Raw genomic sequence first — 25135 nt, forward strand, 5'->3', positions numbered from 1 at the left:
CGCTCCCTCAGACGTTCCGGAAGCGGTTGATGGCGTCGATGTGCTGCGCGCGCATCTCCTGGTCGCGCACGCCCAGGCCCTCCTCGGGCGCCAGGCACAGCACGCCGACCTTGCCCTGGTGCAGGTTGCGGTGCACGTCGTAGGCCGCCTGGCCGGTCTCCTCCAGGGAGTACGTCTTCGACAGCGTCGGGTGGATCTTGCCCTTGGCGATCAGACGGTTGGCCTCGTAGGCCTCGCGGTAGTTGGCGAAGTGCGAGCCGATGATGCGCTTCAGGGACATCCACAGGTAGCGGTTGTCGTACTCGTGCATGTAGCCCGAGGTCGAGGCGCAGGTGGTGATGGTGCCGCCCTTGCGGGTGACGTAGACCGAGGCGCCGAAGGTCTCACGGCCGGGGTGCTCGAAGACGATGTCGATGTCCTCGCCCCCGGTGAGCTCACGGATGCGCTTGCCGAACCGCTTCCACTCCTTGGGGTCCTGGGTGTGCTCGTCCTTCCAGAACTTGTAGCCCTCGGCGTTGCGGTCGATGATCGCCTCGGCGCCCATCTTCCGGCAGATCTCCGCCTTCTGCGGCGAGGAGACGACACAGATCGGGTTGGCGCCGCCGGCCAGCGCGAACTGAGTGGCGTAGGAGCCGAGGCCGCCGCTCGCACCCCAGATCAGGACGTTGTCGCCCTGCTTCATCGCCGCGCCGTTGCGGGAGACCAGCTGCCGGTAGGCGGTGGAGTTGACCAGACCCGGGGCGGCGGCCTCCTCCCAGCTCAGGTGCTTGGGCTTGGGCATCAGCTGGTTGGACTTGACGAGCGCGATCTCGGCCAGGCCGCCGAAGTTCGTCTCGAAGCCCCAGATGCGCTGCTCGGGGTCGAGCATGGTGTCGTCGTGTCCGTCGGGGGACTCCAGCTCGACGCTGAGGCAGTGGGCGACGACCTCGTCGCCGGGCTGCCAGGCGTTGACGCCGGGGCCGGTGCGCAGGACGACGCCGGCCAGGTCGGAGCCGATGATGTGGTACGGCAGGTCGTGCCGCTTGGTCAGCGGGGACAGCTTGCCGTAGCGCTCGAGGAAGGCGAAGGTCGACACCGGCTCGAAGATCGAGGTCCACACCGAGTTGTAGTTGACCGAGGAGGCCATGACGGCCACCAGGGCCTCACCCGGGCCGAGTTCCGGCACCGGGACCTCGTCCAGGTGGATCGACTTGCGCGGGTCCTTGTCGCGGGTGTCGAGGTCCGCGAACATCTCCGTCTCGTCCTTGTGGACGGTGATCGCGCGGTACGACTCGGGGAGCGTCAGGTTGGCGAAGTCGGCCGAGGTGGTCTCGGGCGACTGGATCGCGGCCAGGATGTCCTTCACGGTCACGGTATTGCCTCCGGCGGTGAGCGCCCTGAGGGAGGGACGCTGAGGGGTACGTCGGTGCTGCTGAGGGTCGAGGGGATGCCGTCGGTTCGGCGGGTGGTGCTGTTCGGCAGCGCTTTGTGGCGCGGGAGGGTGCCTGTGACGCAGGCGTCCGGGCGCGCAGGCCAGGGGCTTGCGGGGACAGCCGGCACATTGCGGTTTCGCTGTGCGCCGGCCGCCCGGAACACTCTCAACGTATGGCACAGCGTGTCAGGTGACAAGGCACTGAGTGCCAGAACTTGCTCTCAGATGAAATCTTTACGCAACAAATGAGCGATGATCGATCGAATGACCCTGGAAGGCGGGTGGAAAGCCGGTCGAAAACGGCTCCGGATACGCCAAAACGGCCACCCGGAACGGGTGGCCGTTGTCACAGCGACGGAGCGGGCGGTCAGCGCTCCTTGAGCGCCTGCTCGATGGTCCGCATGACCTCCTCCAGCGGGGCGTCGGTGCGGGCGACCGTCACCAGCACCTCCCCCTGTGCGGACGTCGTCGCCGCGGTCGGCTGCGCGGGCGGAGTGGAGCGCCCGGCCATGATCCCGCTGCCGAACGTCTTGCGCACGATCGCGAAGGCGTGGTCCAGCTGCGCCTCCACGTCACCCTGGCCGCCGGCCCGCAGCCAGCGCCGCAGGACGTGGTTGTGCGCGGTGACCACCGCGGAGGCGGCGACCTCGGCCAGCAGCGGGTCGTCGTTGGCGTCGTCGTCGTGCGCGTGCTCGTCGAAGTGGCCGAGCAGATAGCGGGTGAACAGGCGCTCGTAGCGGGCCACCGAGGCGATCTCCGCCTCGCGCAGGGTGGGCACCTCGCGCGTGAGCTTGTAGCGGGCCACGGAGATCTCGGGGCGGCCCGCGTACATCTTCATGACTTCCTTGATGCCGCGGCACACCGTGTCCAGCGGGTGCTCGTGCGCAGGGGCCGCGTTGAGCACCGCCTCGGCGCGGACCAGGGTGTCGTCGTGGTCCGGGAAGATCGCCTCTTCCTTGGAGCGGAAGTGGCGGAAAAAGGTGCGGCGGGCGACGCCTGCCGCGGCGGCGATCTCGTCGACGGTGGTCGCCTCGTACCCCTTCGTCGCGAAGAGCTCCATCGCGGCGGCCGCCAGTTCTCGGCGCATTTTCAGCCGCTGGGCAGCCGCGCGGGAGCCCGCGGCGGTTTCCGGCGCGTCGGGCGTGGCGGGGGTACGTGAGGACTTGGCGGGCTGGGACATGACCCGAACGTACTGCATGGGCGCAGCTCCCTGTGCAGGTCCGGGGCTTCCCCCGCCCTCGAAGGGCGGGGGAGGGGCGGCCGGATCGAGCAGCCCGCCCCAGTCCGCACGGTCCTGATCCACCCCGGACCAGTCGCCGGAATGCTCAGCGGCGGGCATATTCGCGGAAGCCGCGGCCCGTCTTGCGGCCGAGGCAGCCCGCGGCCACCAGGTGCTCCAGGAGCGGCGCGGGCGCGAGACCGGGGTCGCGGAACTCGCGGTGCAGGACCTTCTCGATGGCCAGCGAGACGTCCAGGCCGACCACGTCCAGCAGCTCGAAGGGGCCCATCGGGTAGCCGCCGCCCAGCTTCATCGCGGCGTCGATGTCGTCGAGCGAGGCGTAGTGCTCCTGGACCATCTTGATCGCGTTGTTCAAGTACGGGAAGAGCAGCGCGTTGACGATGAACCCGGCACGGTCGCCGCAGTCCACGGCGTGCTTCCTGATCTTGCCGCAGACCTCGCGGACGGTGGCGTGCACGTCGTCGGCGGTGAGCACCGTACGGACCACCTCGACCAGCTTCATCGCCGGCGCGGGGTTGAAGAAGTGCATGCCGATCACGTCCTGCGGGCGCGAGGTGGCGCGGGCGCAGGCGACGACCGGCAGCGAGGACGTCGTCGTGGCCAGGACCGCGCCCGGCTTGCAGACCTTGTCCAGGGCCACGAACAGCTGCCGCTTGACCTCCAGGTCCTCGGCGACGGCCTCGACGGCCAGGTCGACGTCGGCGAACGCGTCGTAGGAGCCCGCCGGGGTGATCCGCTCCAGGGTCTGGGACGCGGCCTCGGCGGTCATCCGGCCCTTGTCGACCGAGCGTGCCAGCGACTTGCCGATACGGGCCTTCGCCGTCTGCGCCTTCTCCTCGCTGCGGGCGGCGAGCACGACCTCGTAACCGGCCTTGGCGAAGACCTCGGCGATGCCGGAGGCCATGGTGCCGGAGCCCGCGACGCCGACCGAGCGCACCGGGCGGCCGGGGGTGAGGCCGCTGCCCTCCAGCGGGGTCAGGGCGTCCCGCACCACGGTGGCGCTGCCGGGGGCCTCGTAGGTGTAGAAGCCGCGGCCCGCCTTGCGGCCGGTCAGCCCCGCCTCGCTGAGCTGCTTCAGGATCGGCGCCGGGGCGTGCAGCCGGTCACGGGAGGCGGCGTACATGGCCTCCAGGACCGTACGCGCGGTGTCGATGCCGATCAGGTCGAGCAGCGCGAGCGGACCCATCGGCAGACCGCAGCCGAGCCGCATCGCCGCGTCGATGTCCTCCCGGGAGGCGTACTTCGCCTCGTACATCGCGGCCGCCTGGTTGAGGTAGCCGAACAGCAGCCCGTCCGCCACGAACCCGGGGCGGTCGCCGACCGCGACGGGCTCCTTGCCCAGCTCGATCGCCAGGTCGGTGACCGCGGCGACGGCCTGCGGCGCGGTCAGCACACAGGAGACGACCTCGACCAGCTTCATGGCCGGCGCCGGGTTGAAGAAGTGCAGGCCCAGCACCCGCTCCGGGCGGGACGAGTCGGCGGCCAGCCGGGTCACGGACAGGGCGTTGGTGCCGGTCGCGAGGATGGTCTCGGGACGCACGATCCCGTCCAGCTCGCGGAAGATCTGCTGCTTGATCTCGTACGACTCCGGCGCCACCTCGATGACGAGGTCGGCGTCGGCCGCCGCCGACAGGTCGGTGGCGGTGCGGAAGCGGGCGAGGGCGTCGGCGCGCTCCTGGTCGGTCAGCCGGCCGCGCTCGACCGCGCGGGCGGTGGACGTCTCCAGGGCGGCGACGCAACTCGCCGCCTGCGCCTCGCTGATGTCGATGCCGGTCACCTCGCGGCCGGCGCGGACCAGGACCTCGGTGATACCGGTGCCCATGGTGCCGAGACCGACGACGGCGATCTTCTGCAGGGCGGAGGGAGAGCTGGGGGACAGGGGAGTGGCCATCGCGGGACTCCAGGAATGAGGGTGACGACGAGGGGAGCGCCCGGGTGCGCCGCGGGGGCGCACCGGGTGCGTGCAGGAGTGCGGGTGTGATGTCCGGGCTGCTGAGCGCACACGCCCGGTGCCGTCGCCGGTACCCCGCTCGGGCGGGCCCGAGAGCGGGGCGGGCGTGCACACGCCCGTGGAACGGCGAAGAACCGACCGGCCCTGTCCCGAGGCCGGGTCGCACTGCGGTACATGAAGTACCGAACCGACTGCTCCCGTGGGGCTGCGTCACCAAACCGCCACGGGGAATGCGAGTGGGTAACTCGCTCGCTTGAGCTTAACCGGCGGGTAACGAGCACGCCAGCCCTCGGACTTTGTGATGTACGTCCCTCGACGCCGCAGGCGCCCTACTCTCTCAGGCATGGACGAAGAGTTGCGAGCGCTCACGGAGCGCTTACGGCGGGAGTCGGGAGGCGGCCCGGACTTCGAGCGGCTGCTCACCACGGACGACTCCGATGTGCTGGCCCGGGTACTGACCGCCCCGGCAGAGCCGCTGTGGGCCCGCGAGCTGGCCGCCTTCCGGCTGGGCCGGGCCGGCGACCGGCGCGCCTTCGAGGCCCTCGTCCTGCTGCTCAACCACCGCGACCCCGAGCGCTGCGCGTCCGCCGCACACGCCCTGGCCCGCCTCGGCGACCCGCGCACCGCCCGCGCGGCCGCCGCCCTCGCCACCAACGAACTGCGCGTGGCCTACGCCCTGCACCCCGTCCGCCTGCTGGCGGCCCTGGACGCGCCGGAGTCCGTGCCGGCCCTGATCACCACGCTGCGCCGCCGCCTGAGCCCGCACGACCCCTACCGCAGGGTGGCCCTCGCCTGCGTGGAAGGGCTCGGCACCCTGGCCGACGCCCGGGCCCGGGAGGTCCTCACCGAGGCCCTGGCCCACCCGGCCCTCGCCGAAGCGGCGGTCCACGCGCTGGCCCGCATCCCCACGCAGCGCTGAGCGCACATCAGGCCGGAGTGATCGCCAGCGCCTCGATCTCCATCAGGAACTCCGGGCGCACCAGCGCCGCCACCTGGACGGCCGTGGACGCCGGGAGACGGTCGTCCGGTATGTGTGCGGCCCGGGCCGCGCGGATCGCCGGCATGTGGGCCATGTCCGTGACGAAGTAGGTCAGTTTGACGACGTCGTCGAAGGTGGCCCCGGCCGCCTCCAGGCAGCGGCGGAGGTTGTCGAAGACCTGGCGGGCCTGCGCGGCCGGATCGCCCTCGCCGACCACGCCGCCGTCCTCGGCCAGCGCCAGCTGCCCCGAGACGGCGACCAGGCGGCCGGTGCCGATCACGACATGGCTGTACTGCGCCGCGGGGGCGACTCCGTCGGGGGCGGTGATTCGCGTCAGTTCACTCATGCGTCCATCGTGGAGCACGGGTCTGACAACCACCGTCCCCGACGGGACGTCAAAGGCCCGCTCAGCCGCGGAAGCCGAGCAGCCCGTGCAGCGCCGAGCCCCGCGAGCCGCTGGACGCCTCCTTGGTGCCGAGCGGCTTCGGGTCGGGCAGCGTCGCGCACACCGCGTCCACGCCCCCGCCGCCGCGCGGCACCGTGCCGTCGGCCAGATACGCCGACAGATACCGGTCCAGGCACTCGTTGCCGCTGAGCGTGATGCCGTGGTTGCCGCCGCCCTGCTCCACCACCAGGCTGGAGCGGCGCAGCAACCGGTGCACGGTCGTGCCGCCCCGGTACGGGGTCGCCGCGTCGTTCGTCGCCTGGAACAGCAGTGCCGGGGGCAGCCGGTCGTTGGCCACACGCACCGGCTGCTGCGTGGACGTCGGCCAGAACGCGCACGGCGCGTTGTACCAGGCGTTGTTCCATGTCATGAACGGCGCCTTCTCGTGCACCGCCCAGTTGTCCTTGCGCCACTGCCGCCAGTCGCGCGGCCAGGAGGCGTCCCGGCACTGCACGGCGGTGTAGACGCTGTAGCCGTTGTCACCGGAGGCGCCCACCGCGCCGAAGTTGTCGTACGCCTCGACCAGCGGCGCGGTGTCCTTCTTGGTGACGTACGCCGAGAAGGCCTCGGCGAGGTAGGGCCAGTAGCCGTTGTAGTAGCCGCCGGGGATGTAGGTGTCCTCCAGCTCGGAGGCGCCCACCTTCCCCTCGGCCGGCTTCCCGGCGAGGGCCGCCCGCATCGCGTACCACTTCGCCTCCACCTTCTCCGGGTCGGTGCCCAGGTGGTAGGTGGCGTCGTACTTGGCGATCCAGGCCATCAGCGCCCGGTGGCGGTCGTTGAAGGCGTAGTCCTGCGTGAGGTTGTCGTCGTACCACACACCGGTGGGGTCGACGATCGAGTCCAGCACCAGGCGGCGCACCCGCTCCGGGAACAGCCGGGCGTAGACGGCGCCCAGGTAGGTGCCGTAGGAGTAACCGAAGTAGTTGAGCTTCGGCGCGCCGACCGCCGCGCGGATGGCGTCCATGTCCCGTACGGCACTGACCGTGTCCATGTAGGGCAGCAGGTCCGCGTACGTCCTGCCGCAGGCCGCGGCGAAGGAGATGGCCCGGCGCAGATCGGCCTGCTCCAGGGCGCCGGTCGCCGGCACCGAGTCGGGGCGCACCGGCTTGAAGTGACCGGGCTTGCAGTCCAGGACGGGGCGGGACTTGCCGACGCCGCGCGGGTCGAAGCCGATGACGTCGTACTGCGCTGCCACCGCCTTGGGCAGCGAGGAGGCGACGAACCCGGCGAGGGTGAGCCCGCTGCCGCCGGGACCGCCGGGGTTGACCAGCAGCGGGCCCTGGTACACCGGGGCGGTGTGCGGGACACGGGACAGCGCGAGGGTGATCTGCCGCCCGTCCGGGTTCGAGTGGTCCAGCGGCACCGTCAGCGACGCGCACTGGAGCGTCGGATAGTCGGTGGTGCCGCACTTCTTCCAGGTGAGGTGGGCGGCGGGGGCGCCGTGCGCGGCTCCCGCCTGCGCGGGTGCGGCCGTAAGGGCTCCGGCCAGTACGGCGGCGGCGCCGCACAGCGCGGCTGCGCGTTTGCTCATGGGGGTCCTCCCAGGACGGAGGGTGGTGGCCGCGAGATTCACGGTCCACGCCGCATCGTCCCGGCAAGGGACCCCCGGGGAACGCGTTCCGGCGATACTTGACCCAATTGGGCCGCCGGATGCCCTCGAACGCTCTCAGATCAGCGACAGTTGGGTCGGCTCGGACTCCGGTGTGCCGGTCGCCCGCGCGGGGCGGATCCGGCGGGGCAGGCCCGGGCCGGCCGGCCCGATCCCGTACTCCTGGGCCAGCTCGTGCACCTGACGGGTGATCCGGCGCTGGTACCACTTCGGCGCGTAGGCGCCCGCGGCGTACAGCCGCTCGTAGCGCGGCACCAGATACGCGTGGTGCTGCCGCAGCCAGGTCATGAACCACTCCCGCGCCCCGGGCCGCAGGTGCAGCGTCAGCGGGGTGACCGAGGTCGCGCCGGCCTCCGCGACGGCCTGCACGGTCGCCCGCAGCTGCTCGGGCCGGTCGCCGAGGAAGGGGATCACCGGCGCCATCAGCACCCCGCACCTGATGCCGTGTCCGGCCAGGGTGCGTACGACGTCCAGGCGCCGCTGCGGGGCGGGGGTGCCCGGCTCCACCGTGCGCCACAGCTCGCCGTCGACGAAGCCGACCGAGACGGAGATGCCGACGTCGGTCACCTCGGCCGCCTGCTTCAGCAGCTCCAGGTCGCGCAGGATCAGCGTGCCCTTGGTCAGGATCGAGAAGGGGTTCGCGCGGTCGCGCAGGGCGCCGATGATGCCCGGCATCAGCCGGTAGCGGCCCTCGGCGCGCTGGTAGCAGTCGACGTTCGTGCCCATCGCGATGTGCTCGCCCTGCCAGCGCGGTGAGGCCAGTTGGTGGCGCAGCAGCTCCCCAGCGTTCACCTTGACCACGATCTGGGTGTCGAAGCCGATGCCGGTGTCCAGGTCCAGATAGCTGTGCGTCTTCCTGGCGAAGCAGTACACGCACGCGTGCGTGCAGCCCCGGTAGGGGTTCACCGTCCACTCGAACGGCATGCGCGAGGCGCCGGGCACCCGGTTGATGATCGAGCGGGCCCGGATCTCGTGGAAGGTGATCCCACTGAACTCGGGCGTGCCGATCGTACGGCGGACCACCGCGTCCGCGCCGAACAGTGCGGCGTCCTCGGTCCGGCCGTGCTCGCCGGAGTCCACGGTGAGGTTCTCCCAGCGCATGACGCCTCCTCGGTAGCTCTGGCGAAGACCTGGTGCCTCCGGCGATAGAATAGAACACTTGTTCCCTTGATCGTGCGAGCGTCATCTCCGGTCATCCGAAGACCCCCGATCGATCACTTCCGGCACCCCGATTTGGGTGGCCGTGCGGCGGGGTGGTTGGCTTGCCCCAAGCCCGAGAACACGAGTCCCTGGAGGGATCCGATGGCGCAGGTCGAGGCCACTACCGAGCGGGTCGTCGCGGCGGACCCGGAGAAGGTGTTCGACACCCTCGCCGACTACAGCGGCGCGCGCGAGAAGCTGCTGCCCGAGCACTTCAGCGAGTACGAGGTGCGCGAGGGCGGCGACGGCGAGGGCACCCTCGTCCACTGGAAGCTCCAGGCCACCAGCAAGCGCGTCCGCGACTGCCTGCTGGAGGTCACCGAGCCCACCGACGGACAGCTGGTGGAGAAGGACCGCAACTCCTCCATGGTCACCACCTGGACCGTCACCCCGGCCGGAGAGGGGAGGTCCCGGGTGCAGGTGACCACCACCTGGAAGGGCGCCGGCGGCATCGGCGGCTTCTTCGAGAAGACCTTCGCGCCCAAGGGGCTCGCCCGGATCTACGACGCGATGCTCGCCAAGCTCGCCGCCGACGTCGAGAAGTGACCGGTCGCCGGTGACGTCCGGACTCTGACAAGTCCACGCCCGTCGAAGGGCCTTGACCCCGTCACCGGTTCGAGTGGATCTCCGTTCGACGCGCCGATTCGCCGTAACTCGTCTCGCCTGCCCGTAGTTGTCGCCTTACGCGGGAATTGTGTGGCAGGCGCGACGAGGGGAGCGGCACGTGGGCGGGATCACCCTGACGCAGGAGGAGCTGCAGGAACCGCCGGTCGCGGCGCCGCCCGCACCTCCCGCGCCCGAGCCCGGCGATCCGGCCGGGCTCACCCCCCGCCAGGTGCGCCTGGTCTTCCTCGGGCTGATGCTCGCGCTGCTGCTCGCCGCGCTGGAGCAGATGATCGTCGCCACGGCCCTGCCGAAGATCGTCGGCGAGCTGCACGGCCTGGAGCGGATGTCCTGGGCGATCACCGCCTACCTGCTCACCTCCACCGTCGGACTGCCCGTCTACGGCAAACTCGGCGACCTGCTCGGCCGCAAGAGCGTCTTCCAGTTCGCGATCGTCGTCTTCGTCATCGGCTCCGCGCTCGCCGGACGGGCGCAGAGCATGGACCAGCTGATCGCCTTCCGGGCCGTGCAGGGGGTCGGCGCGGGCGGCCTGATGATCGGCGTCCAGGCGATCATCGCGGACATCGTGCCGCCCCGGCAGCGCGGCCGGTTCATGGGCCTGATCGGCGCCGCCTTCGGCCTCGCCTCCGTCGCCGGACCGCTGCTCGGCGGCTACTTCACCGACCACCTCTCCTGGCGCTGGTGCTTCTACATCAACGTCCCCTTCGGCCTGCTCACCCTCGCCGTCGTCACCGTCGTACTGAAACTGCCCAAGCCCACCGCCCGGCCCCGCTTCGACGTCCTCGGCACCCTGCTGCTCGCCGCCGGGTCCACCTGCCTGGTGCTGCTGACCAGTTGGGGCGGCACCGAGTACGCCTGGGGCTCGCGCGTCATCGCCGGGCTCGGCGCGGGCGCGGTCGTCGCCGCCGCGCTGTTCCTGTTCACCGAGCACCGCGCGGCCGAACCCCTCATCCCGCTGCGGCTGTTCCGCGACTCCGTCTTCAACGTCTCCGCGCTCGTCGGCCTGGTGATCGGCGTCGCCCTCTTCGGCGCCGCCAGCTATCTGCCGACCTTCCTGCAGATGGTCGACGGGGCCTCCGCCACCGAGTCCGGCCTGCTGATGCTGCCCATGATGGGCGGCATCGTCGTCGCCTCCGTCGTCTCCGGCCAGCTCATCAGCCACACCGGCCGCTACAAGCTCTACCCGGTGCTCGGCGGTGCCGTCTCCGCGCTCGGTATGTGGCTGCTGTCCCGGCTCGAAGTGGACACCCCGCGGCTGCACTACAGCATCTGGATGGCCGTGCTCGGCGCCGGCATCGGCCTGGTGATGCCCGTCCTGGTGCTCGCCGTGCAGAACTCGGTGCGCCCCGCCGACCTCGGCACCGCCACCAGCGCCAACAACTACTTCCGGCAGATCGGCGGCAGCGTGGGCGCCGCGATCTTCGGCACCCTCTTCGCCGACCGGCTCACCGACGCCCTCGCCGACCGCCTCCCGGCACGCGCGGGTGCCGCACTGCCCGACGCCGAGTCCATCACCCCGCAGCTCGTCCACCGGCTGCCGCCCGCCCTGCGCGATGCCTACATCCAGGCGTACGCCGACGCCATGCCGCGCATCTTCCTCTACCTGGTGCCGGTGCTCGTCCTCGGCCTCCTCATCGCCTTCTTCCTCAAGGAGACCCCCCTGTTGACCACTGCAGAGTCCCACAACGCTCCCGCCCCCGAGACGGAGACCGGGCCCGTGCACGCGAGCGTCCCGCAGGCCCGCGCCCCCCACGCCGCCGGCATCCCCGTCTGCGGCACGGTGCAGCACCCCGACGGCACCGTCGTACCGCGCGCGGCGCTCACCCTCATCGACGTCGCCGGGCAGCAGATCGGCCGGGGCGCCAGCGGCGAGGACGGGCGGTACGCGCTGGCCACGCCCGGCTCCGGCGCGTACGTCCTGATCGCCGCCGCGGGCGGGCACCAGCCGCAGGCCGTCTCCGTGACCGTCGGCGAGCGGCCCGTCGAGCTGGACGTCGTCCTGGGCGGCGCCGGACGCCTCGCGGGCAGTGTGCTCACCGCCGACGGCACCCCCGTGCGGGACGCCGCCGTCACCCTCACCAATGTGCACGGCGAGGTCGTCGCCACCACCCGCAGCGGACGCGAGGGCGGCTACGTCATCACCGAACTCGTCGCCGGCGAATACACCCTCGCCGCCAGCGCCCCCGCCTTCCGCCCCGCCGCCCTCCCGGTCACCGTGCAGGCCTCCCGCGAGACCCGGCAGGACGTCGAACTCGCGGGCGGCGCCGTGCTGCGCGGCACCGTGCGGGCGAGCGGCGGCCGGCCGGTGGAGGACGCGCGCGTGACGCTGCTCGACGCGGCCGGCAACGTCGTCGACACCCTCACCACCGGTGGGGACGGCGCGTTCCGCTTCGTCGACCTGTCGTCCGGCGAGTACACCGTCATCGCCGCCGGCTACCCGCCCGTCGCCACCGTCCTGCAGGTGGCCGGCGGTGGCCGTACCGAACGGGACCTGCAACTCGGCCACGAGGACTGAGCCGCAGGGCGCGTGACGGCGCATCCGGTCGCGGCAATTCCTGTGATTGCCGTACACCACGGTGCGCGGTCACCGTACCGTGGGAGAGCGGCGCAGATCTTGAGTGCGCGGCACCCACGGGGAACCCACGTGACGTCGAGGGGGAGAAGGGGCCTGGGCCATGGACCATGGCACCGAAGCGGGCGTGCACCCCGGCCGCGCGGCCGGCGGCGAGACCGCACGGGCGGACGCCGGGCGGATCCCGCTCGCCGTGGTCGTCGTCGACCGGGGCGGCCTGGTGTCCCACTGGAGCACCGGCGCGCGGCGGCTGTTCGGCACCGCACGCGAGGACGCCGTCGGCCACGCCGCCGTCGATCTGCTGCCGGTCTCCGGCGCGCTGCCCGAGGACCTGGAGGACGGGCCGACACTGGACGCCTACGACGCCTACGACGGCCTCGGCCCCGACCTGGGCGCCTCGCTCGGCGGCCGCACGGCCTACCCGGCGGCGGGCCGGGCGCGCGTCGCCCACCCCGGTCAGGGCGACCGCCTCGACGTCCTGTGGTGGGCCTACCCACTGGTCGGCCCCGACTCCGCGCGGCTGCTGGTGCTCGCCGCCGACGCGGCCCGGCTGCACGCCGAACGCGGTTACGACGACGAGGTGATCGAGCGGATCTCCCCTGGCTTCGCCCGCCACACCGAACTGCCCGACGCCGACGGCCTGGCCCGCCGGCTGCCGGAGATCCTGCCCAACATGGGCCCCGGCCCCAGCGCCCGGATCGTCTCGCAGGTGCTCGAACTGGGCTACCCGGTCCTGGAGTTCAGCCAGTTCGACCGCGTGCCCGTCACCCCCGACTGGGGTGTGCCGCGCCGCGCCGACCGGGGCGCGCCGGCGCTCGTCGAGCGAACGCGGACGGTGGCGCCGGCGGCCGTACCGGCGGGCGCGGAGGAGGACCTGGAGTACGCGGCCGTACGCGAGCGGCTGGAGTTCCTCAACGAGGTCAGCCGGGGCATCGGCTCCTCCCTCGACCTCGACGCGACGATCCGCGAGGTCACCAGCGCCGCGGTGCCCCGCTTCGCGGACTTCGCCGGCACCCATCTGCGCGCGGCCGTCCTGGCCGGTGAGGACTTTCCGGACGGGCCGCCGGACGCCCGGACGGTGATGCACCGCGTCTGGGTCGAGCACAACGACGAACCGGGCCGCTGGGACGACACCGTCCCGGTCGGCGAGACCTTCGCCTTCCCCGAGCACACGCCCTTCTACCGGTGCATGGTCACGGGCGAACCGGTCCTCATCGAGCGGGTGAGCCCCGAGCTGAGTGAGCGGATCTCCGGCGAGTTCGAAAAGCGCGACCTCAGGCCGCTGATCACCGGCCGCTCCCTGCTGATCGTGCCGCTCAAGGCGCGTAACGTCGTCCTCGGCTTCATGGTGCTCATGCGCCGCCCCGACCGCGCCGCGTTCGACGACATGGACCGCACCACCGGCGCCGAACTCGCCGCCCGTGCAGGCCTCGTGCTCGACAACGCCCGCATGTACACCTACCAGGAGAACGTCGCCGAGACGCTCCAGGACAGCATGCTGCCCCAGGTCGCCCCGCGCATGGCGGGCTGCGACACCGCCACTCGCTATCTGCCGGGCACCCGCCTCGGCCGGGTCGGCGGCGACTGGTTCGACACCATCAAACTGCCCGGCGCCCGCACCGCCCTCGTCGTCGGCGACGTGATGGGCCACGGCCTGAACTCCGCGGCCATGATGGGCCAGTTGCGTACGGCCGTGCAGACCATGGCCGCCATGGAGGTGCCGCCCGCCCAGCTGCTGCGCCACCTCGACGACCTGGCCCGGCGGCTCGGCGAGACCTACCTCGCCACCTGCCTGTACGCCGTGTACGACCCGATCCACGGCGAGCTGAGGATCTCCAACGCCGGGCACATCCCGCCGGTGCTGGTACGCGCCGAGGACGGGCGCAGCGAGCTGCTCGACGTGCCGACCGGCGCACCCATCGGCCTCGGCGGTGTCCCCTTCGGGACCGCCGTGGTGCGGGTGGCGCCCGGTGACCGGCTCGTGCTGTGCACCGACGGGCTCGTCGAGGTGCGCGGCGCGGACATCGGGGACGGGCTGGCCGCGCTGTGCGAGTCCGCCGCGCATCCCGCGGCCTCCATGGACGACGCCTGCGACACCATCATCCGGGCCCTCAACACGCGCGGCGAACGCAAGGACGACGTCGCGCTCCTCATGGCCAGGCTCAACGGCATCCCCACCGGTCACGTCGCCGAGTGGCCGCTCGACCACGATCCGCGCGAGGTGGGCCGCGCCCGCCGGCTGATTCGCGACCAGTTGCTGCGCTGGGACCTGGCCGACGCGGTGGAGACGGCACAGCTGCTCGTCAGCGAGGTCGTCACCAATGCCGTGCGGCACACCGGCGGACGGCGGATCGGGCTGCGGCTCGTCCTCGCGGACGCGCTGCTCGTCGAGGTCACCGACGAAGGCGCCGACCTGCCCGCACTGCTCGACTCCGGGCGGGAGCAGGAGTACGGGCGCGGACTGCGCGTGGTCAGCCGGCTGGCCCGGGAGTGGGGCGCCAGCGTGCAGGGCAACGGCAAGACCGTGTGGTTCGAACAGGCGTTGTCATCCTGACCATCTCCTCGAACACCGGGTGAAAGCCTGCCCCCGACCCCTTGTCGTGCCCCCGGGCGTCGCGATATGTCGATCATGACGCCGACCCTGGGGAGCACGCATGAACGTCTCGGACAACTACCGTAATGCCTGGGAGAGTTACTGGGAGAAGACATCCGACGAGCCGGGCGAGGCGATATGGGACGCCGGTGTGGAGCTGACCGCCGTCCCGCACACCGAGCTGCTGCTGCCCCACGCCGACCCGGCGCTGCCCGTCGTCGACCTCGGCTGCGGCAACGGCACCCAGACCCGCTATCTCGCCACCCGGTTCGCGCGGGCCGTCGGCGTCGACCTGTCCCACGCGGCCGTCGAGCACGCGCGGCGCGGCGGGGAGGGCGACGGGGTGGAGTTCCAGCAGCTCGACCTGACCGACGCGGACGCCGTGCGCGCCCTGCACGAGCGGCTGGGTGACACCAACGTCTATATGCGGGCGGTCATCCACCAGAGCGAGCCGGAGGCGCGGTCCGCGGTCGCGGCGGCCGTCGCCGAGCTGACCGGCGCCCGCGGCCGGGCCTTCGTCGTGGAGCTGACCTCCGGCTCCCGCGAGGTGCTGCAGCGGGCCGCGCAAGGGCCGGGCGGGCCAGGGCCCAAGCTGCGCCGGGTCTTCGAGCACGGACTCAAGCCGGCCGACGCCCCCGACGAGGAGATCCGGCACCTGCTGGGCGGGGCCGGCCTGGAGACCCTGGCCGAGGGCGACACGGCACTGGCGCAGACCGAGTACCTGCCCGACGGCAGCCTGCTGGAGCTGCCCGCGCACTGGTTCGTGCTGGCCCGCAGGCAGGTGTGACCGCGGTCACGGCTCCTGGTTGCGCCGTGCCGGTCACATCCGGGCCGTGTGTCTCGTCAGACCGGTGACAGAGCAGCACAGTCGTCACCGCCAAGGAGCAGCAGCCATGTCCACCGCCTACCTCGTCGTCACGGTCCTCGGGGCCGCCATGGCGGCCTTCTCCGCCGGCTCGGTCTTCCTCCACGCGGAGTGGACCGTCAAGCCGCTGGCCGACTACGGCGTCCCGCGCAGCTGGTGGCCGTGGCTGGGCGCGGCCAAGGCCGCCGGAGCGGCGGGTCTGCTCGTCGGCCTGGCCGTGCCGGCGATCGGGCGGCTGGCCGCGGCCGGCCTGATCCTGTACTTCCTCGGCGCGGCGATCACCGTGGCCCGCGCCCGCTGGTTCTCCCACGTGCCGTTCCCGCTGGTGTACGCGGCGCCCGTGGTGGCGTCCCTGGTGCTGGGCCTGGCGGCCTGACCACCGGCACGGCGGACCGCAGGACCGGCGCGCCGCCCGGCCGCACGCACCCGCGGCCGGGCGGCGGCGTGTGCGGGCGACGGCCGGACAGCCTGCCGGGCACCTCCGGCGGACGGACCCCGCACTCGGGCTGCCTGACGCCCCGGCGGTGGGGTCCTCCGGCTCCTGGGTGACCCGGCGACGTGGCGCCGCCGCCTACGGTCGGGCCCTCCCGGCATCCGCCGGTCGATCACGGCAACCCCCCGAAGGCCGGCCGTCCCGTTCGGGGCCGAGGGCCCGCCGCCGTCCGCCAGGGACGGGCCCCGGTTCGGACCGCCCGGGAGCCTGTCACGGTCCCGGTGGTCGGGGCGTCCCGCGCGCGGGCGGCCCGTCGGCCGGGTCATCCCGCGCTCGGCGGCCCGTCGGCCGGGTCGTCCCCTGCTCGGGCGGCCCGGCGGTCTGGTGGGGCCCAGCGATGGGCCAACGCCGGTCCGATCGCCTGTGGCGTGGGCGTGGCGCACCCCGAGGCGCTGGGCGGGTCCTCCCGCCCGCTCGGGGGCGTCCGGCGCGCCGCGGGGGACACCCGGGCCGGAGCCTGGTCGCCGGGGCGGTCGGCGCGTAACGTGGCGCAGCATGAAGATCCTCATCAGCGCCGACATGGAGGGCGCCACGGGGGTGACGTGGCCGGCGGACGTGCTGCCCGGGACGCCGCAGTGGGAGCGGTGCCGGGCGATGTTCACCTCCGACGTCAACGCGGCCGTGCAGGGCTTCTTCGACGGCGGCGCCGACGAGGTGCTGATCAACGAGGCCCACTGGACCATGCGCAACCTGCTCCTGGAGCAGCTCGACGAGCGGGCGCAGATGCTCACCGGCCGGCACAAGGCGCTGTCCATGGTCGAGGGCGTGCAGCACGGCGACATCGACGGCATCGCGTTCGTCGGCTACCACGCGGGCGCCGGCATGGAGGGCGTCCTGGCCCACACCTACCTCGCCAACCAGATCACCGGCGTCTGGCTGAACGACGTACGCGCGAGCGAAGGACTGCTGAACGCGCATGTCGTCGCCGAGTACGGGGTGCCCGTGATCCTGGTGACCGGGGACGACGTCGCCTGCGAGGACGCCCTCGGCTACGCGCCCGAGGCGCTGAAGGTCGCCGTGAAGGACCATGTGTCGCGGTACGCCGCCGTGTGCCGCACCCCGGCACGCACCGCCGCCGACATCCGCGCCGCCGCCAAGGAAGCCGCTCGGCTGGCGGTGCGTCAGGAAGCCGCGGACGGCGGCCCGTTCACTGTAGCCGTCGAGTTCGACGCCGAGCACCTGGCGATGGCCGCGACCGTCGTGCCCGGCGTCGGCCGGATCGGGGAGCGGAAGGTGGCGTACACCAGCGCCACCATGTACGAGGGGATCCGTACGTTCAAGGCGGTCACCACCATCGCCTCGGCCGCCGTGGAGGAGCAGTATGGCTGACCAGCAGGCCCTGGACGAGGTCGTCGACTTCACCTCCGGCCTCATCCGCATCGACACCACCAACCGCGGTGGCGGCGACTGCCGGGAGCGGCCCGCCGCCGAGTACGCCGCCGAACGGCTCGCCGGGGCGGGGCTCGAACCCGTGCTGCTGGAGCGGACACCGGGCCGTACCAACGTCGTCGCCCGGATCGAGGGCACCGACCCGTCCGCGGACGCGCTGCTGCTCCACGGTCACCTGGACGTCGTACCGGCCGAGGCGCGCGACTGGAGCGTGCACCCCTTCTCCGGGGAGGTGCGCGACGGCGTCGTGTGGGGGCGCGGGGCCGTCGACATGAAGAACATGGACGCGATGATCCTCGCCGTCGTGCGTGCCTGGGCCCGCGAGGGCTTCCGGCCCCGGCGGGACATCGTCGTCGCGTTCACCGCCGATGAGGAGGCCAGCGCCGAGGACGGCTCCGGCTTCCTCGCCGACCACCATCCGCACCTGTTCGAGGGCTGCACCGAGGGTGTCAGCGAGTCCGGCGCCTTCACCTTCCACGACGGCTCCGGGCGGCAGATCTACCCCATCGCGGCGGGCGAGCGCGGCACGGGCTGGCTGAAGCTCACCGCGCGCGGCCGGGCCGGACACGGCTCCAAGGTCAACGCGGAGAACGCGGTGACCCGGCTCGCCGCCGCCGTCACCCGCATCGGCGAGCACAGCTGGCCGACGCGCCTGACCCCGACCGTGCGGGCCGCGCTCACCGAACTCGCCACGCTGTACGGCGTCGAGCCCGACCTCGGTGACGTGGACGCGCTGCTGGCCAAGCTCGGCCCGGCCGCCCAGCTGGTCGAGGCGACGGTCCGCAACAGCGCCAACCCGACCATGCTGGACGCCGGTTACAAGGTCAACGTCATCCCGGGCGAAGCCGTCGCCCATATCGACGGACGCCATCTGGCAGGCCACGAGGACGAGTTCCGCGCGACCCTCGACGACCTCACCGGGCCGGACGTCGACTGGGCCTTCCACCACCACGAGGTCGCCCTCCAGGCACCGGTGGACTCGCCGACGTATGCGAAGATGCGTGCCGCCGTCGAGGAGTTCGCGCCGGAGGGGCACGTGGTGCCGTACTGCATGTCCGGCGGCACGGACGCCAAGCAGTTCTCCCGGCTCGGCATCACCGGCTACGGCTTCACGCCGCTGAAGCTGCCCGAGGGCTTCGACTACCAGGCTCTCTTCCACGGCGTCGACGAGCGCGTGCCCGTCGAAGCACTGCACTTCGGCGTCCGCGTCCTCGACCGCTTCCTGCGCACAGCCTAGGAGAGACACACCGTGCAGACCCTGCCGTACGGATCGTGGCCGTCGCCCATCGACGCCGCGCTCGCCGCGGCCCACGACGGGTACCCCGAGTACGTCGGCTTCGTCGGCGACGAGGCCTGGTGGACCGAGCCGCGCCCCACCGAGGGCGGCCGGCGCACCCTGGTGCGGCGGCACGCGGACGGCCGGCGGGAGCCGGTGCTGCCCGCGCCGTGGAACGTGCGCAGCCGGGTCATCGAGTACGGCGGACGGCCCTGGGCCGGTGCGCTGCACGAGGGCCGGCCGCTCGTGGTGTTCACGCACTTCGCCGACCAGCGGCTGTATGTGTACGAGCCCGGTGGTGAGCCCCGCCCGCTGACGCCGGCCGGGCCGCGCTGGGCCGAACCGCAGATCCTTCTCGCCCGTGGCGAGGTGTGGTGTGTGCTGGAGGAGTTCACCGGCCCGGCGCCCACCGACGTGCGGCGCGTCCTGGCCGCCGTACCGCTGGACGGGTCGGCCGCCGAGGACCGGGGCGCGGTGCGCGAACTGACCGGTGAGCGGCACCGGTTCGTCACCGGGCCGCGGCTCGCACCGGACGGGCGCAGGGCCGCCTGGCTGGCGTGGGACCATCCGCGGATGCCGTGGGACGGCACCGAGCTGCTGGTGGCCGACGTCGGCCCGGACGGCACCTTCGGGGAGCCGCGGGTCATCGCGGGCGGTGAGCAGGAGTCCGTCGCGCAGGCCGACTGGTCGGCGGACGGGCGGCTGCTGTACGCCAGTGACCGCACCGGCTGGTGGAACCTCTACCGCGACGGCGAGCCGCTGTGCCCGCGCGAGGAGGAGTTCGGCGGGCCGCTGTGGAAGCTGGGGCAGCGCTGGTTCGCGCCGCTGGAGAGCGGACTGATCGCCGTGCTGCACGGGCGCGGGCCCGCCGTCCTCGGGATACTCGACCCGGAGACCGGCGACCTGGTCGACGCCGTCGGCCCGTGGACCGAGTTCGCCGCCACCCTCGCCGTGCACGGCGACCGGGTCCTCGCCGTCGGCGCCGGTGCGCGCAGCGGCGGCGAGGTCGTGGAGCTGGACACCTGCACCGGACGCGCCCGGGTGATCGGCGCCGACCACGAGGACGCCGTCGACCCCGCCTACTGCCCCGAGCCACAGGCCCGGACCTTCACCGGCCCCGGCGGACGCGAGATCCACGCCCATGTGTACCCGCCCCACCACCCGCACTGCGCGGCACCGCAGGGCGAGCTGCCCCCGTACGTCGTGTGGGCGCACGGCGGGCCCACCGGCCGGTCCCCGCTCGTGCTGGACCTGGAGATCGCCTACTTCACCTCGCGCGGCATCGGGGTGGCCGAGGTCAACTACGGCGGCTCCACCGGATACGGGCGCGTCTACCGCGAGCGGCTGCGGGAACAGTGGGGCGTGGTCGACGTCGAGGACTGCGCGGCCGTCGCGCTCGCCCTCGCCGAGGAGGGCACCGCCGACCGGGCCCGGCTGGCGATCCGGGGCGGCAGCGCCGGCGGCTGGACCGCGGCCGCCTCCCTGGCGACCACCGACGTCTACGCCTGCGGCACGATCATCTACCCCGTGCTCGACCTCATCGGCTGGGCGTCGGGCGGCACCCATGACTTCGAGTCCCGCTATCTCGACTCCCTGGTCGGACCATTCAGCCCGGAACGTTACGCCGAGCGCTCGCCCCTGACGCACGCCGACCGGATCACCGCGCCCTTCCTCCTGCTTCAGGGGCTCGACGACGTGATCTGCCCGCCGGCGCAGTGCGAGCGGTTCCTCGCCCGCCTCGAGGGCCGGCGGCTGCCGCACGCCTACATCGCCTTCGAGGGGGAGGGGCACGGCTTCCGCCGGGCGGAGACCATGATCCGCGCCCTGGAAGCCGAACTGTCCCTGTACGCCCAGGTGTTCGGGATGAATGCGACCGGCGTCCCGCGGCTGGAGCTGACCAAGTGAAGCCGCTGCCGCGGCCCCGCCGCCTCGCTCCCGGCGCCCGCGTGGCCGTCGTCGCACCCAGCGGACCTGTGCCCGAGGAGCGGCTGCAGGCGGGACTCGACGTGCTGCGCGGCTGGGACCTGGACCCGGTGGTCGCACCCCATGTGCTCGACCGGCACCGCGACTTCGGCTACCTCGCCGGGACCGACACGGACCGGGCCGCCGACCTCCAGGCCGCCTGGTGCGATCCGGCCGTCGACGCCGTGCTGTGCGCGCGGGGCGGCTACGGCGTGCAGCGCATGGCCGACCTGCTCGACTGGGACGCGATGGCGGCCGCCGGACCGAAGGTGTTCGTCGGCTTCAGCGACATCACGGCGCTGCACGAGGCGTTCGCGACCCGGCTCGGCCTGGTCACCCTGCACGGGCCGATGGCCGCCGGGGTCGACTTCGTCAAGAACGCCCGCGCCCAGGAGCATCTGCGGGCCACGCTGTTCGCCCCGGAGACGGTCCGCACGATCACCTCGGGCGGCGGCGCGCTGGTGCCCGGGCGGGCGCGGGGCGTGCTGCTGGGCGGCTGCCTGTGCCTGCTCGCCGCCGAACTGGGCACCCCGCACGCCCGGCCGTCCGCGCGGGGCGGACTGCTGTGCCTTGAGGACGTCGGTGAGGAGACCTACCGCCTGGACCGCTACCTCACCCAGCTCCTGCGCTCGGGCTGGCTGGAGGGCGTACGCGGGGTGCTGCTCGGCTCCTGGGAGCAGTGCGGCCCGTACGAGCAGGTGCGGGCGTTGCTCGCCGACCGGCTCGGCGGGCTCGGCGTGCCCGTCGCCGAGGAGTTCGGATTCGGGCACGGACAGGGGGCGTTGACGCTCCCGTTCGGCGTCGCGGCCGAACTCGACGCGGAGGTGGGTACGTTGACGCTGGACGAGCCGGCGCTGACCTGACCGGGCCCCTGGTCCCGCCTGGTCCTCCTGACGGGCCTCCGCGGTACGACGCGCACGCGCGCCGGTCGCGTCGTACAGTGTTCGAATGCCGCACCATGCATCCCGCTGGCTCGCCGAAGGGCCCCGCGTGGGCATACGCCACTTCGCCTACGGCGACGGGCCCGAGTTCGCCGCACGGGCCCGGCAGAGCAAGGATCTGCACCACCCGTGGCTGTTTCCGCCGGACAGCGCCGACGCCTACACGGCGTACGCCTCCCGGCTGATCGAGGACCCCACGAAGGCCGGCTTCCTGGTCTGCGAGAAGGACGGCGGGGACATCGCGGGCTTCATCAACATCAACAACATCGTCGAGGGCGCCTTCCTCAGCGGCGCCCTCGGCTACGGCGCCTTCGCGCACGCGGCCGGACGCGGGCTGATGAAGGAGGGCCTCGACCTCGTCGTCGGCCACGCCTTCGGCCCGATGCGGCTGCACCGGCTGGAGATCAACGTCCAGCCGGGCAACGCCGCCTCCATCGGTCTGGCCCGCGCCTGCGGCTTCCGGCTCGAGGGGTTCTCGCCGAAGATGCTCTTCATCGACGGGGCGTGGCGCGATCACGAGCGCTGGGCGATCACCGCCGAGATGCGCGCTTGTAGTTGATCTTCATCGTGTCGAGGTCGGTGACGGACGACTTCAGCTCGCCGAAGCCGTACCCCAGACCGCGCAGCGTCGTCGCCGCACGGTCCTCCGCGATCGCCGCGGCCATCTCCTCGCCGTCCTCCGCGTCCGACACCACCACGAACCGCATCGAGAAGTGCTTCAGCGGCCGCGGCTCATAGCTCAGCGTGCCCTCATCGGTGAACCGCATGCTCGTCAGCCCGTGGCCGGCGGCCTGTGCGAGCAGCCGCTCCCGGGCCTCGTCGGTCAGCCCGTCCCAGGTGCCCCGGACGATCACCCGGTAGGTGTGCTGCTCGCTCATGGGACGCTCGCGCTCCTTCGTGACCTCGACTCAAAGCGCCGACTGTACGGGCGATCCGCAGAGACCACCATGGCCGCCGCCGCGCAGAAGCTGGAGGCCATGCGTGACCGTGCAGCCCAGCCGTCCACCGTCCACCTCGGCATGCCCGACGTCCGCACCAGCGCTGGCCGACTCACCGCGAGCCCTGACGGTGGCTGACGGCCGTCCCCCGCGGGCTCGCGCACCTGCCCGGACCAGTGGCCTCAGACGCGAGGCGGGACATCCGCGATCTCGATGAGCACGTCGAGCACCATCTCCCCTTCCTGAAGCTCGATGTCCCTGCGAACATCTCCGACCGTCTGGCCGTTCTCTGCCACCGCATCCTCGGGCAGTAGGTCGACGGCCTGCCGAAGGAGTGTGAACGCGTCATCCATGTGCTGCATTGTCCCTGGCCCAGGCCCCTGCGCTATCCGATCGAGGCCGGCCTCGCCGCCGCCGAGCAGAAGGAGGATGCGCGGTGGCAACGCTGGGCACTACAACGAGGGGATGACCGTCTTCCTCTGTTCCAAGTGCGGCACCGCGATCACGCCGGAGCTCGTCGAGCTCGCCGCTGTCCCCGACGTCTCGGACAGTCTGCAAGACCGGGACAAGAAGACACGTCGGGCGGCTTCCACCGTCCGACAGGGTTACTACGCGATCGACCCCGAGCCCTGGGGACCTCCCTATGTCCTGCAGGATGACCAGGACAACCCGCAGCAGGCGCAGTCCCGGGGCCCTCTGGTCTGCAACGAGGAGGGCTTCGTCATCTCGGCGGGCACCCCGGGCACCATACTGGTGAATCCTGAAGACGCCTCTGACCTTCAGCCCTTGCCCGACTGGGAAAACAGCACAGGGTGCTGCGGACCGACCGGCAACGAAGGACTCAACCGAGCCTGCCCCTGCGGTGCTCCGGTCGCGACCCTTGCAGCCGACTGCTTCGGGCCCTACGAACTTCACCTCGATCCCATTCGGACGTTCGCGTTCTCCCAGTAGGACCGGAACTGAGCCCGTAATCGACGCGCGACACGGCCGAAGCGCCCGTTCGCCCAGCTCTGCAACGACTACTTTCCGTGGTGATGGCCAGTGAAGACGGGGTCGCCGCCCTTGGTTAGGCGATCACGCCACCGCGTTGGTTTGGGCCTTCAGCCACATCCGGTCGCCGCCACTCCCGGGGCGCCAGGGGCAGTCGACCATCCTCCGGTCCGGAAGCCTGTCCAAGCGCCCGGCACCTCCGGAGCCACAAGCCCGAGCGCTGCCCGGTCGGCCGAGCGGCCTCAGTACCATCCACAGGTGTCTTGGATACGACGTCGTACGCGCAAAGAGGAACCGCCGGCGAACCGGCTGCCCGACCTGGAGTTCCTCGCACTGGTGAGGGGCGGGCTCGAAGAGTTCGCGCCCGGCGTGACGCAGGGCGCCCAGCTCAAGGGGAACTCGTTGATCAGCCCGCATGGTTGGGCCGTGGCCGTAGCCCCGCCGCACCACGGGGGCGGCCACCACTACGACCTCGTCGCGCTACCGGACGTCGGTCTCCAGCCGGACGTGCCGTGCTTCATGGATTGTGTTGTGTCGATGTCCGCCGATCCCCAGGATGCAGCGAACACGTGGGTGCAGACGGCAGGCGCGTGTCTGCTGGAACTCCTCGACCACCGCGAGCATTTCGCGGGCCACGCGGGCCCCGACGACGAGCGCGGCGTGCCCGGCTGGCACGTGATCACGTCGGGCGCGGTCGGTCTCGGACGCGATGTCGACGAGAACCGGCGGCTTCAGGGCGCGCTGTTGGAAGCGAACGTGCTGCACCGGATCGCGGACTCGTTCACCGCGGACCTGGAATCGCCATTTTTCAACGGCGTCAAGGTCTTCTATGGCGGCAGCCCAGGCGCCATGCAGGCTGAGATCCGCGTGAACGGTGAGCGCCACGAGGCCGCATCGGCAGCGATGGCGGCGCTCGGACTGCCCGAGCCAACGACGTTCACAGCGGTTCGCTTCTATGCATTGCTGCTGCCGGTACCGGCGGGCAGCGGCGAGCCGAGCTACCCGACGGTCCGGCTCGATCTTGCTCCCGCCTCCGTGCAAAACAACGCCCACAGCCACGGCGCCGCCTGCGCCTGCGACTGCGGGGGCCACCTCGACCCGGAGCACCCCGGCTTCGACCTGGCCCTGCCTCACCTGGTGGCCGAGCTCTCGGAGGAAGAACGTAGACGCCGCGTAAAGTCGGACACGGGCGCGATCATCATCGCGGAGGGCGTTGGCAACTTCCTCAAGGTCCGCCTCCCGATCCGTCTGGACGACGGACGCACGGTGGTCTACCTCGCCTGGGTCTACCTCCAGGCAGCCGTGATCGACGACTTCGTGCAGCGGATCCACAACGACGACCTGGACGGCCACCGCTTTGAGGGCCTGCTGTGCAATGCCATCGGCCCCTGGGGCGAGGGCGTCCTGCGCGCCCCCGTCGTCCTCGGCGGCCAACGGATCAACGAGGACGGCTCGGTCCGCCGCAGCGAGGTTCTGGAGTCCACCGACCCCCTGCTCAGCAAGGTATTGAGCGAGACTTGGCCCGCCGCGTTCGTCCTCGGCGACCGCTTCCCCCGCAGGCCGTCAAGCTAAGGGGTCGGCAGGGGAAGGGACTCCTACCGGCTCGCCAGCACCAGGGCCCGCACCGACGCCGGGCACGATGCCGCCGGCTGAACCA

At 72.1% G+C, this 25135-nt stretch carries 21 protein-coding genes; 13 read left to right on the top strand and 8 right to left on the bottom strand.

Translation table 11 applies throughout. From position 1 onward, the window contains the following. Positions 1-7: 7 nt before the first annotated feature. From ccrA to ACF1GV_RS09990, 3 genes are all read right to left on the bottom strand, one after another. Complete coding sequence (ccrA, locus tag ACF1GV_RS09980; RefSeq protein ID WP_391679633.1) at positions 8-1345, bottom strand: crotonyl-CoA carboxylase/reductase; 1338 nt, start codon at positions 1343-1345, stop codon at positions 8-10. 433 nt (positions 1346-1778) lie between these two features. After that, positions 1779-2591, bottom strand: coding sequence for a TetR family transcriptional regulator (locus ACF1GV_RS09985; RefSeq protein WP_391679630.1), 813 nt, complete (start codon positions 2589-2591; stop codon positions 1779-1781). Between the two features lie 145 nt (positions 2592-2736). Next, on the bottom strand, positions 2737-4542 hold the full coding sequence (locus ACF1GV_RS09990) for a 3-hydroxyacyl-CoA dehydrogenase family protein (protein ID WP_391679281.1): 1806 nt from the start codon (positions 4540-4542) through the stop codon (positions 2737-2739). A 403-nt stretch (positions 4543-4945) separates the two neighbouring features. Here ACF1GV_RS09990 and ACF1GV_RS09995 point away from each other — a divergent pair, with 403 nt between their 5' ends. Continuing rightward, positions 4946-5521, top strand: a complete 576-nt coding sequence (locus ACF1GV_RS09995) for an adenylosuccinate lyase (RefSeq protein WP_391679278.1) — start codon at positions 4946-4948, stop codon at positions 5519-5521. 7 nt (positions 5522-5528) lie between these two features. Here ACF1GV_RS09995 and ACF1GV_RS10000 read toward each other — a convergent pair whose 3' ends face one another. From ACF1GV_RS10000 to ACF1GV_RS10010, 3 genes are all read right to left on the bottom strand, one after another. Next, on the bottom strand, positions 5529-5927 hold the full coding sequence (locus ACF1GV_RS10000) for a RidA family protein (protein ID WP_391679277.1): 399 nt from the start codon (positions 5925-5927) through the stop codon (positions 5529-5531). 61 nt (positions 5928-5988) lie between these two features. Beyond that, positions 5989-7557 (bottom strand): alpha/beta hydrolase, encoded by a 1569-nt coding sequence (locus ACF1GV_RS10005; protein ID WP_391679274.1) that lies wholly within the window; start codon positions 7555-7557, stop codon positions 5989-5991. A gap of 135 nt (positions 7558-7692) precedes the next feature. Next, positions 7693-8736 carry an Rv2578c family radical SAM protein gene (locus ACF1GV_RS10010; RefSeq protein ID WP_391679272.1) on the bottom strand — a complete coding sequence of 348 codons (1044 nt, stop codon included), beginning with the start codon at positions 8734-8736 and terminating at the stop codon, positions 7693-7695. A 201-nt stretch (positions 8737-8937) separates the two neighbouring features. Between ACF1GV_RS10010 and ACF1GV_RS10015 the strand changes: the two genes are divergently transcribed. The 10 genes from ACF1GV_RS10015 (at position 8938) to ACF1GV_RS10060 (ending at position 22109) form a co-directional block, all read left to right on the top strand. After that, positions 8938-9381, top strand: a complete 444-nt coding sequence (locus ACF1GV_RS10015; protein WP_391679270.1) for an SRPBCC family protein — start codon at positions 8938-8940, stop codon at positions 9379-9381. Between the two features lie 178 nt (positions 9382-9559). Next, positions 9560-11974 (top strand): MFS transporter, encoded by a 2415-nt coding sequence (locus ACF1GV_RS10020; RefSeq protein ID WP_391679268.1) that lies wholly within the window; start codon positions 9560-9562, stop codon positions 11972-11974. A 160-nt stretch (positions 11975-12134) separates the two neighbouring features. Continuing rightward, positions 12135-14585: a SpoIIE family protein phosphatase gene (locus ACF1GV_RS10025; protein WP_391679267.1), complete on the top strand. Its 2451-nt coding sequence runs from the start codon at positions 12135-12137 to the stop codon at positions 14583-14585. 100 nt (positions 14586-14685) lie between these two features. Beyond that, on the top strand, positions 14686-15411 hold the full coding sequence (locus ACF1GV_RS10030) for a class I SAM-dependent methyltransferase (protein WP_391679265.1): 726 nt from the start codon (positions 14686-14688) through the stop codon (positions 15409-15411). A gap of 106 nt (positions 15412-15517) precedes the next feature. Beyond that, positions 15518-15865 carry a DoxX family protein gene (locus ACF1GV_RS10035; protein WP_363261945.1) on the top strand — a complete coding sequence of 116 codons (348 nt, stop codon included), beginning with the start codon at positions 15518-15520 and terminating at the stop codon, positions 15863-15865. 612 nt (positions 15866-16477) lie between these two features. Beyond that, positions 16478-17311 carry a M55 family metallopeptidase gene (locus tag ACF1GV_RS10040; protein WP_391679263.1) on the top strand — a complete coding sequence of 278 codons (834 nt, stop codon included), beginning with the start codon at positions 16478-16480 and terminating at the stop codon, positions 17309-17311. Further along, positions 17304-18608, top strand: coding sequence for a M20/M25/M40 family metallo-hydrolase (locus ACF1GV_RS10045; protein WP_391679261.1), 1305 nt, complete (start codon positions 17304-17306; stop codon positions 18606-18608). The genes ACF1GV_RS10040 and ACF1GV_RS10045 overlap by 8 nt, the downstream gene beginning before the upstream one ends. A 12-nt stretch (positions 18609-18620) precedes the next feature. After that, entirely contained in the window at positions 18621-20552 is a 1932-nt protein-coding gene (locus ACF1GV_RS10050) for an LpqB family beta-propeller domain-containing protein (RefSeq protein ID WP_391679258.1), read from the top strand. Next, on the top strand, positions 20549-21472 hold the full coding sequence (locus ACF1GV_RS10055; RefSeq protein WP_391679256.1) for an LD-carboxypeptidase: 924 nt from the start codon (positions 20549-20551) through the stop codon (positions 21470-21472). The genes ACF1GV_RS10050 and ACF1GV_RS10055 overlap by 4 nt, the downstream gene beginning before the upstream one ends. A gap of 85 nt (positions 21473-21557) precedes the next feature. Continuing rightward, positions 21558-22109, top strand: a complete 552-nt coding sequence (locus ACF1GV_RS10060) for a GNAT family N-acetyltransferase (protein ID WP_391679254.1) — start codon at positions 21558-21560, stop codon at positions 22107-22109. On the opposite strand, the gene ACF1GV_RS10065 is transcribed toward ACF1GV_RS10060, so the two are convergent. Together ACF1GV_RS10065 and ACF1GV_RS10070 are read right to left on the bottom strand one after the other, a co-directional pair. Beyond that, a complete protein-coding gene (locus tag ACF1GV_RS10065) occupies positions 22081-22428 on the bottom strand; it encodes a DUF6204 family protein (RefSeq protein ID WP_391679251.1) in 348 nt (115 codons plus the stop codon). The two genes, ACF1GV_RS10060 and ACF1GV_RS10065, sit on opposite strands and share 29 nt — an antisense overlap. A 242-nt stretch (positions 22429-22670) precedes the next feature. Next, positions 22671-22841: a hypothetical protein gene (locus tag ACF1GV_RS10070; protein ID WP_391679250.1), complete on the bottom strand. Its 171-nt coding sequence runs from the start codon at positions 22839-22841 to the stop codon at positions 22671-22673. Between the two features lie 112 nt (positions 22842-22953). Between ACF1GV_RS10070 and ACF1GV_RS10075 the strand changes: the two genes are divergently transcribed. Both ACF1GV_RS10075 and ACF1GV_RS10080 read left to right on the top strand, forming a co-directional pair. Continuing rightward, the gene (locus ACF1GV_RS10075) at positions 22954-23439 is read left to right on the top strand and encodes a hypothetical protein (protein ID WP_391679248.1); all 486 of its coding nucleotides are present in this window, start codon (positions 22954-22956) and stop codon (positions 23437-23439) included. 408 nt (positions 23440-23847) lie between these two features. Continuing rightward, complete coding sequence (locus ACF1GV_RS10080; protein WP_391679581.1) at positions 23848-25050, top strand: DUF6348 family protein; 1203 nt, start codon at positions 23848-23850, stop codon at positions 25048-25050. Positions 25051-25135 lie beyond the last annotated feature (85 nt).

The organism is Streptomyces sp. NPDC014006 (genome assembly GCF_043088925.1).
GTDB lineage: Bacteria > Actinomycetota > Actinomycetes > Streptomycetales > Streptomycetaceae > Streptomyces.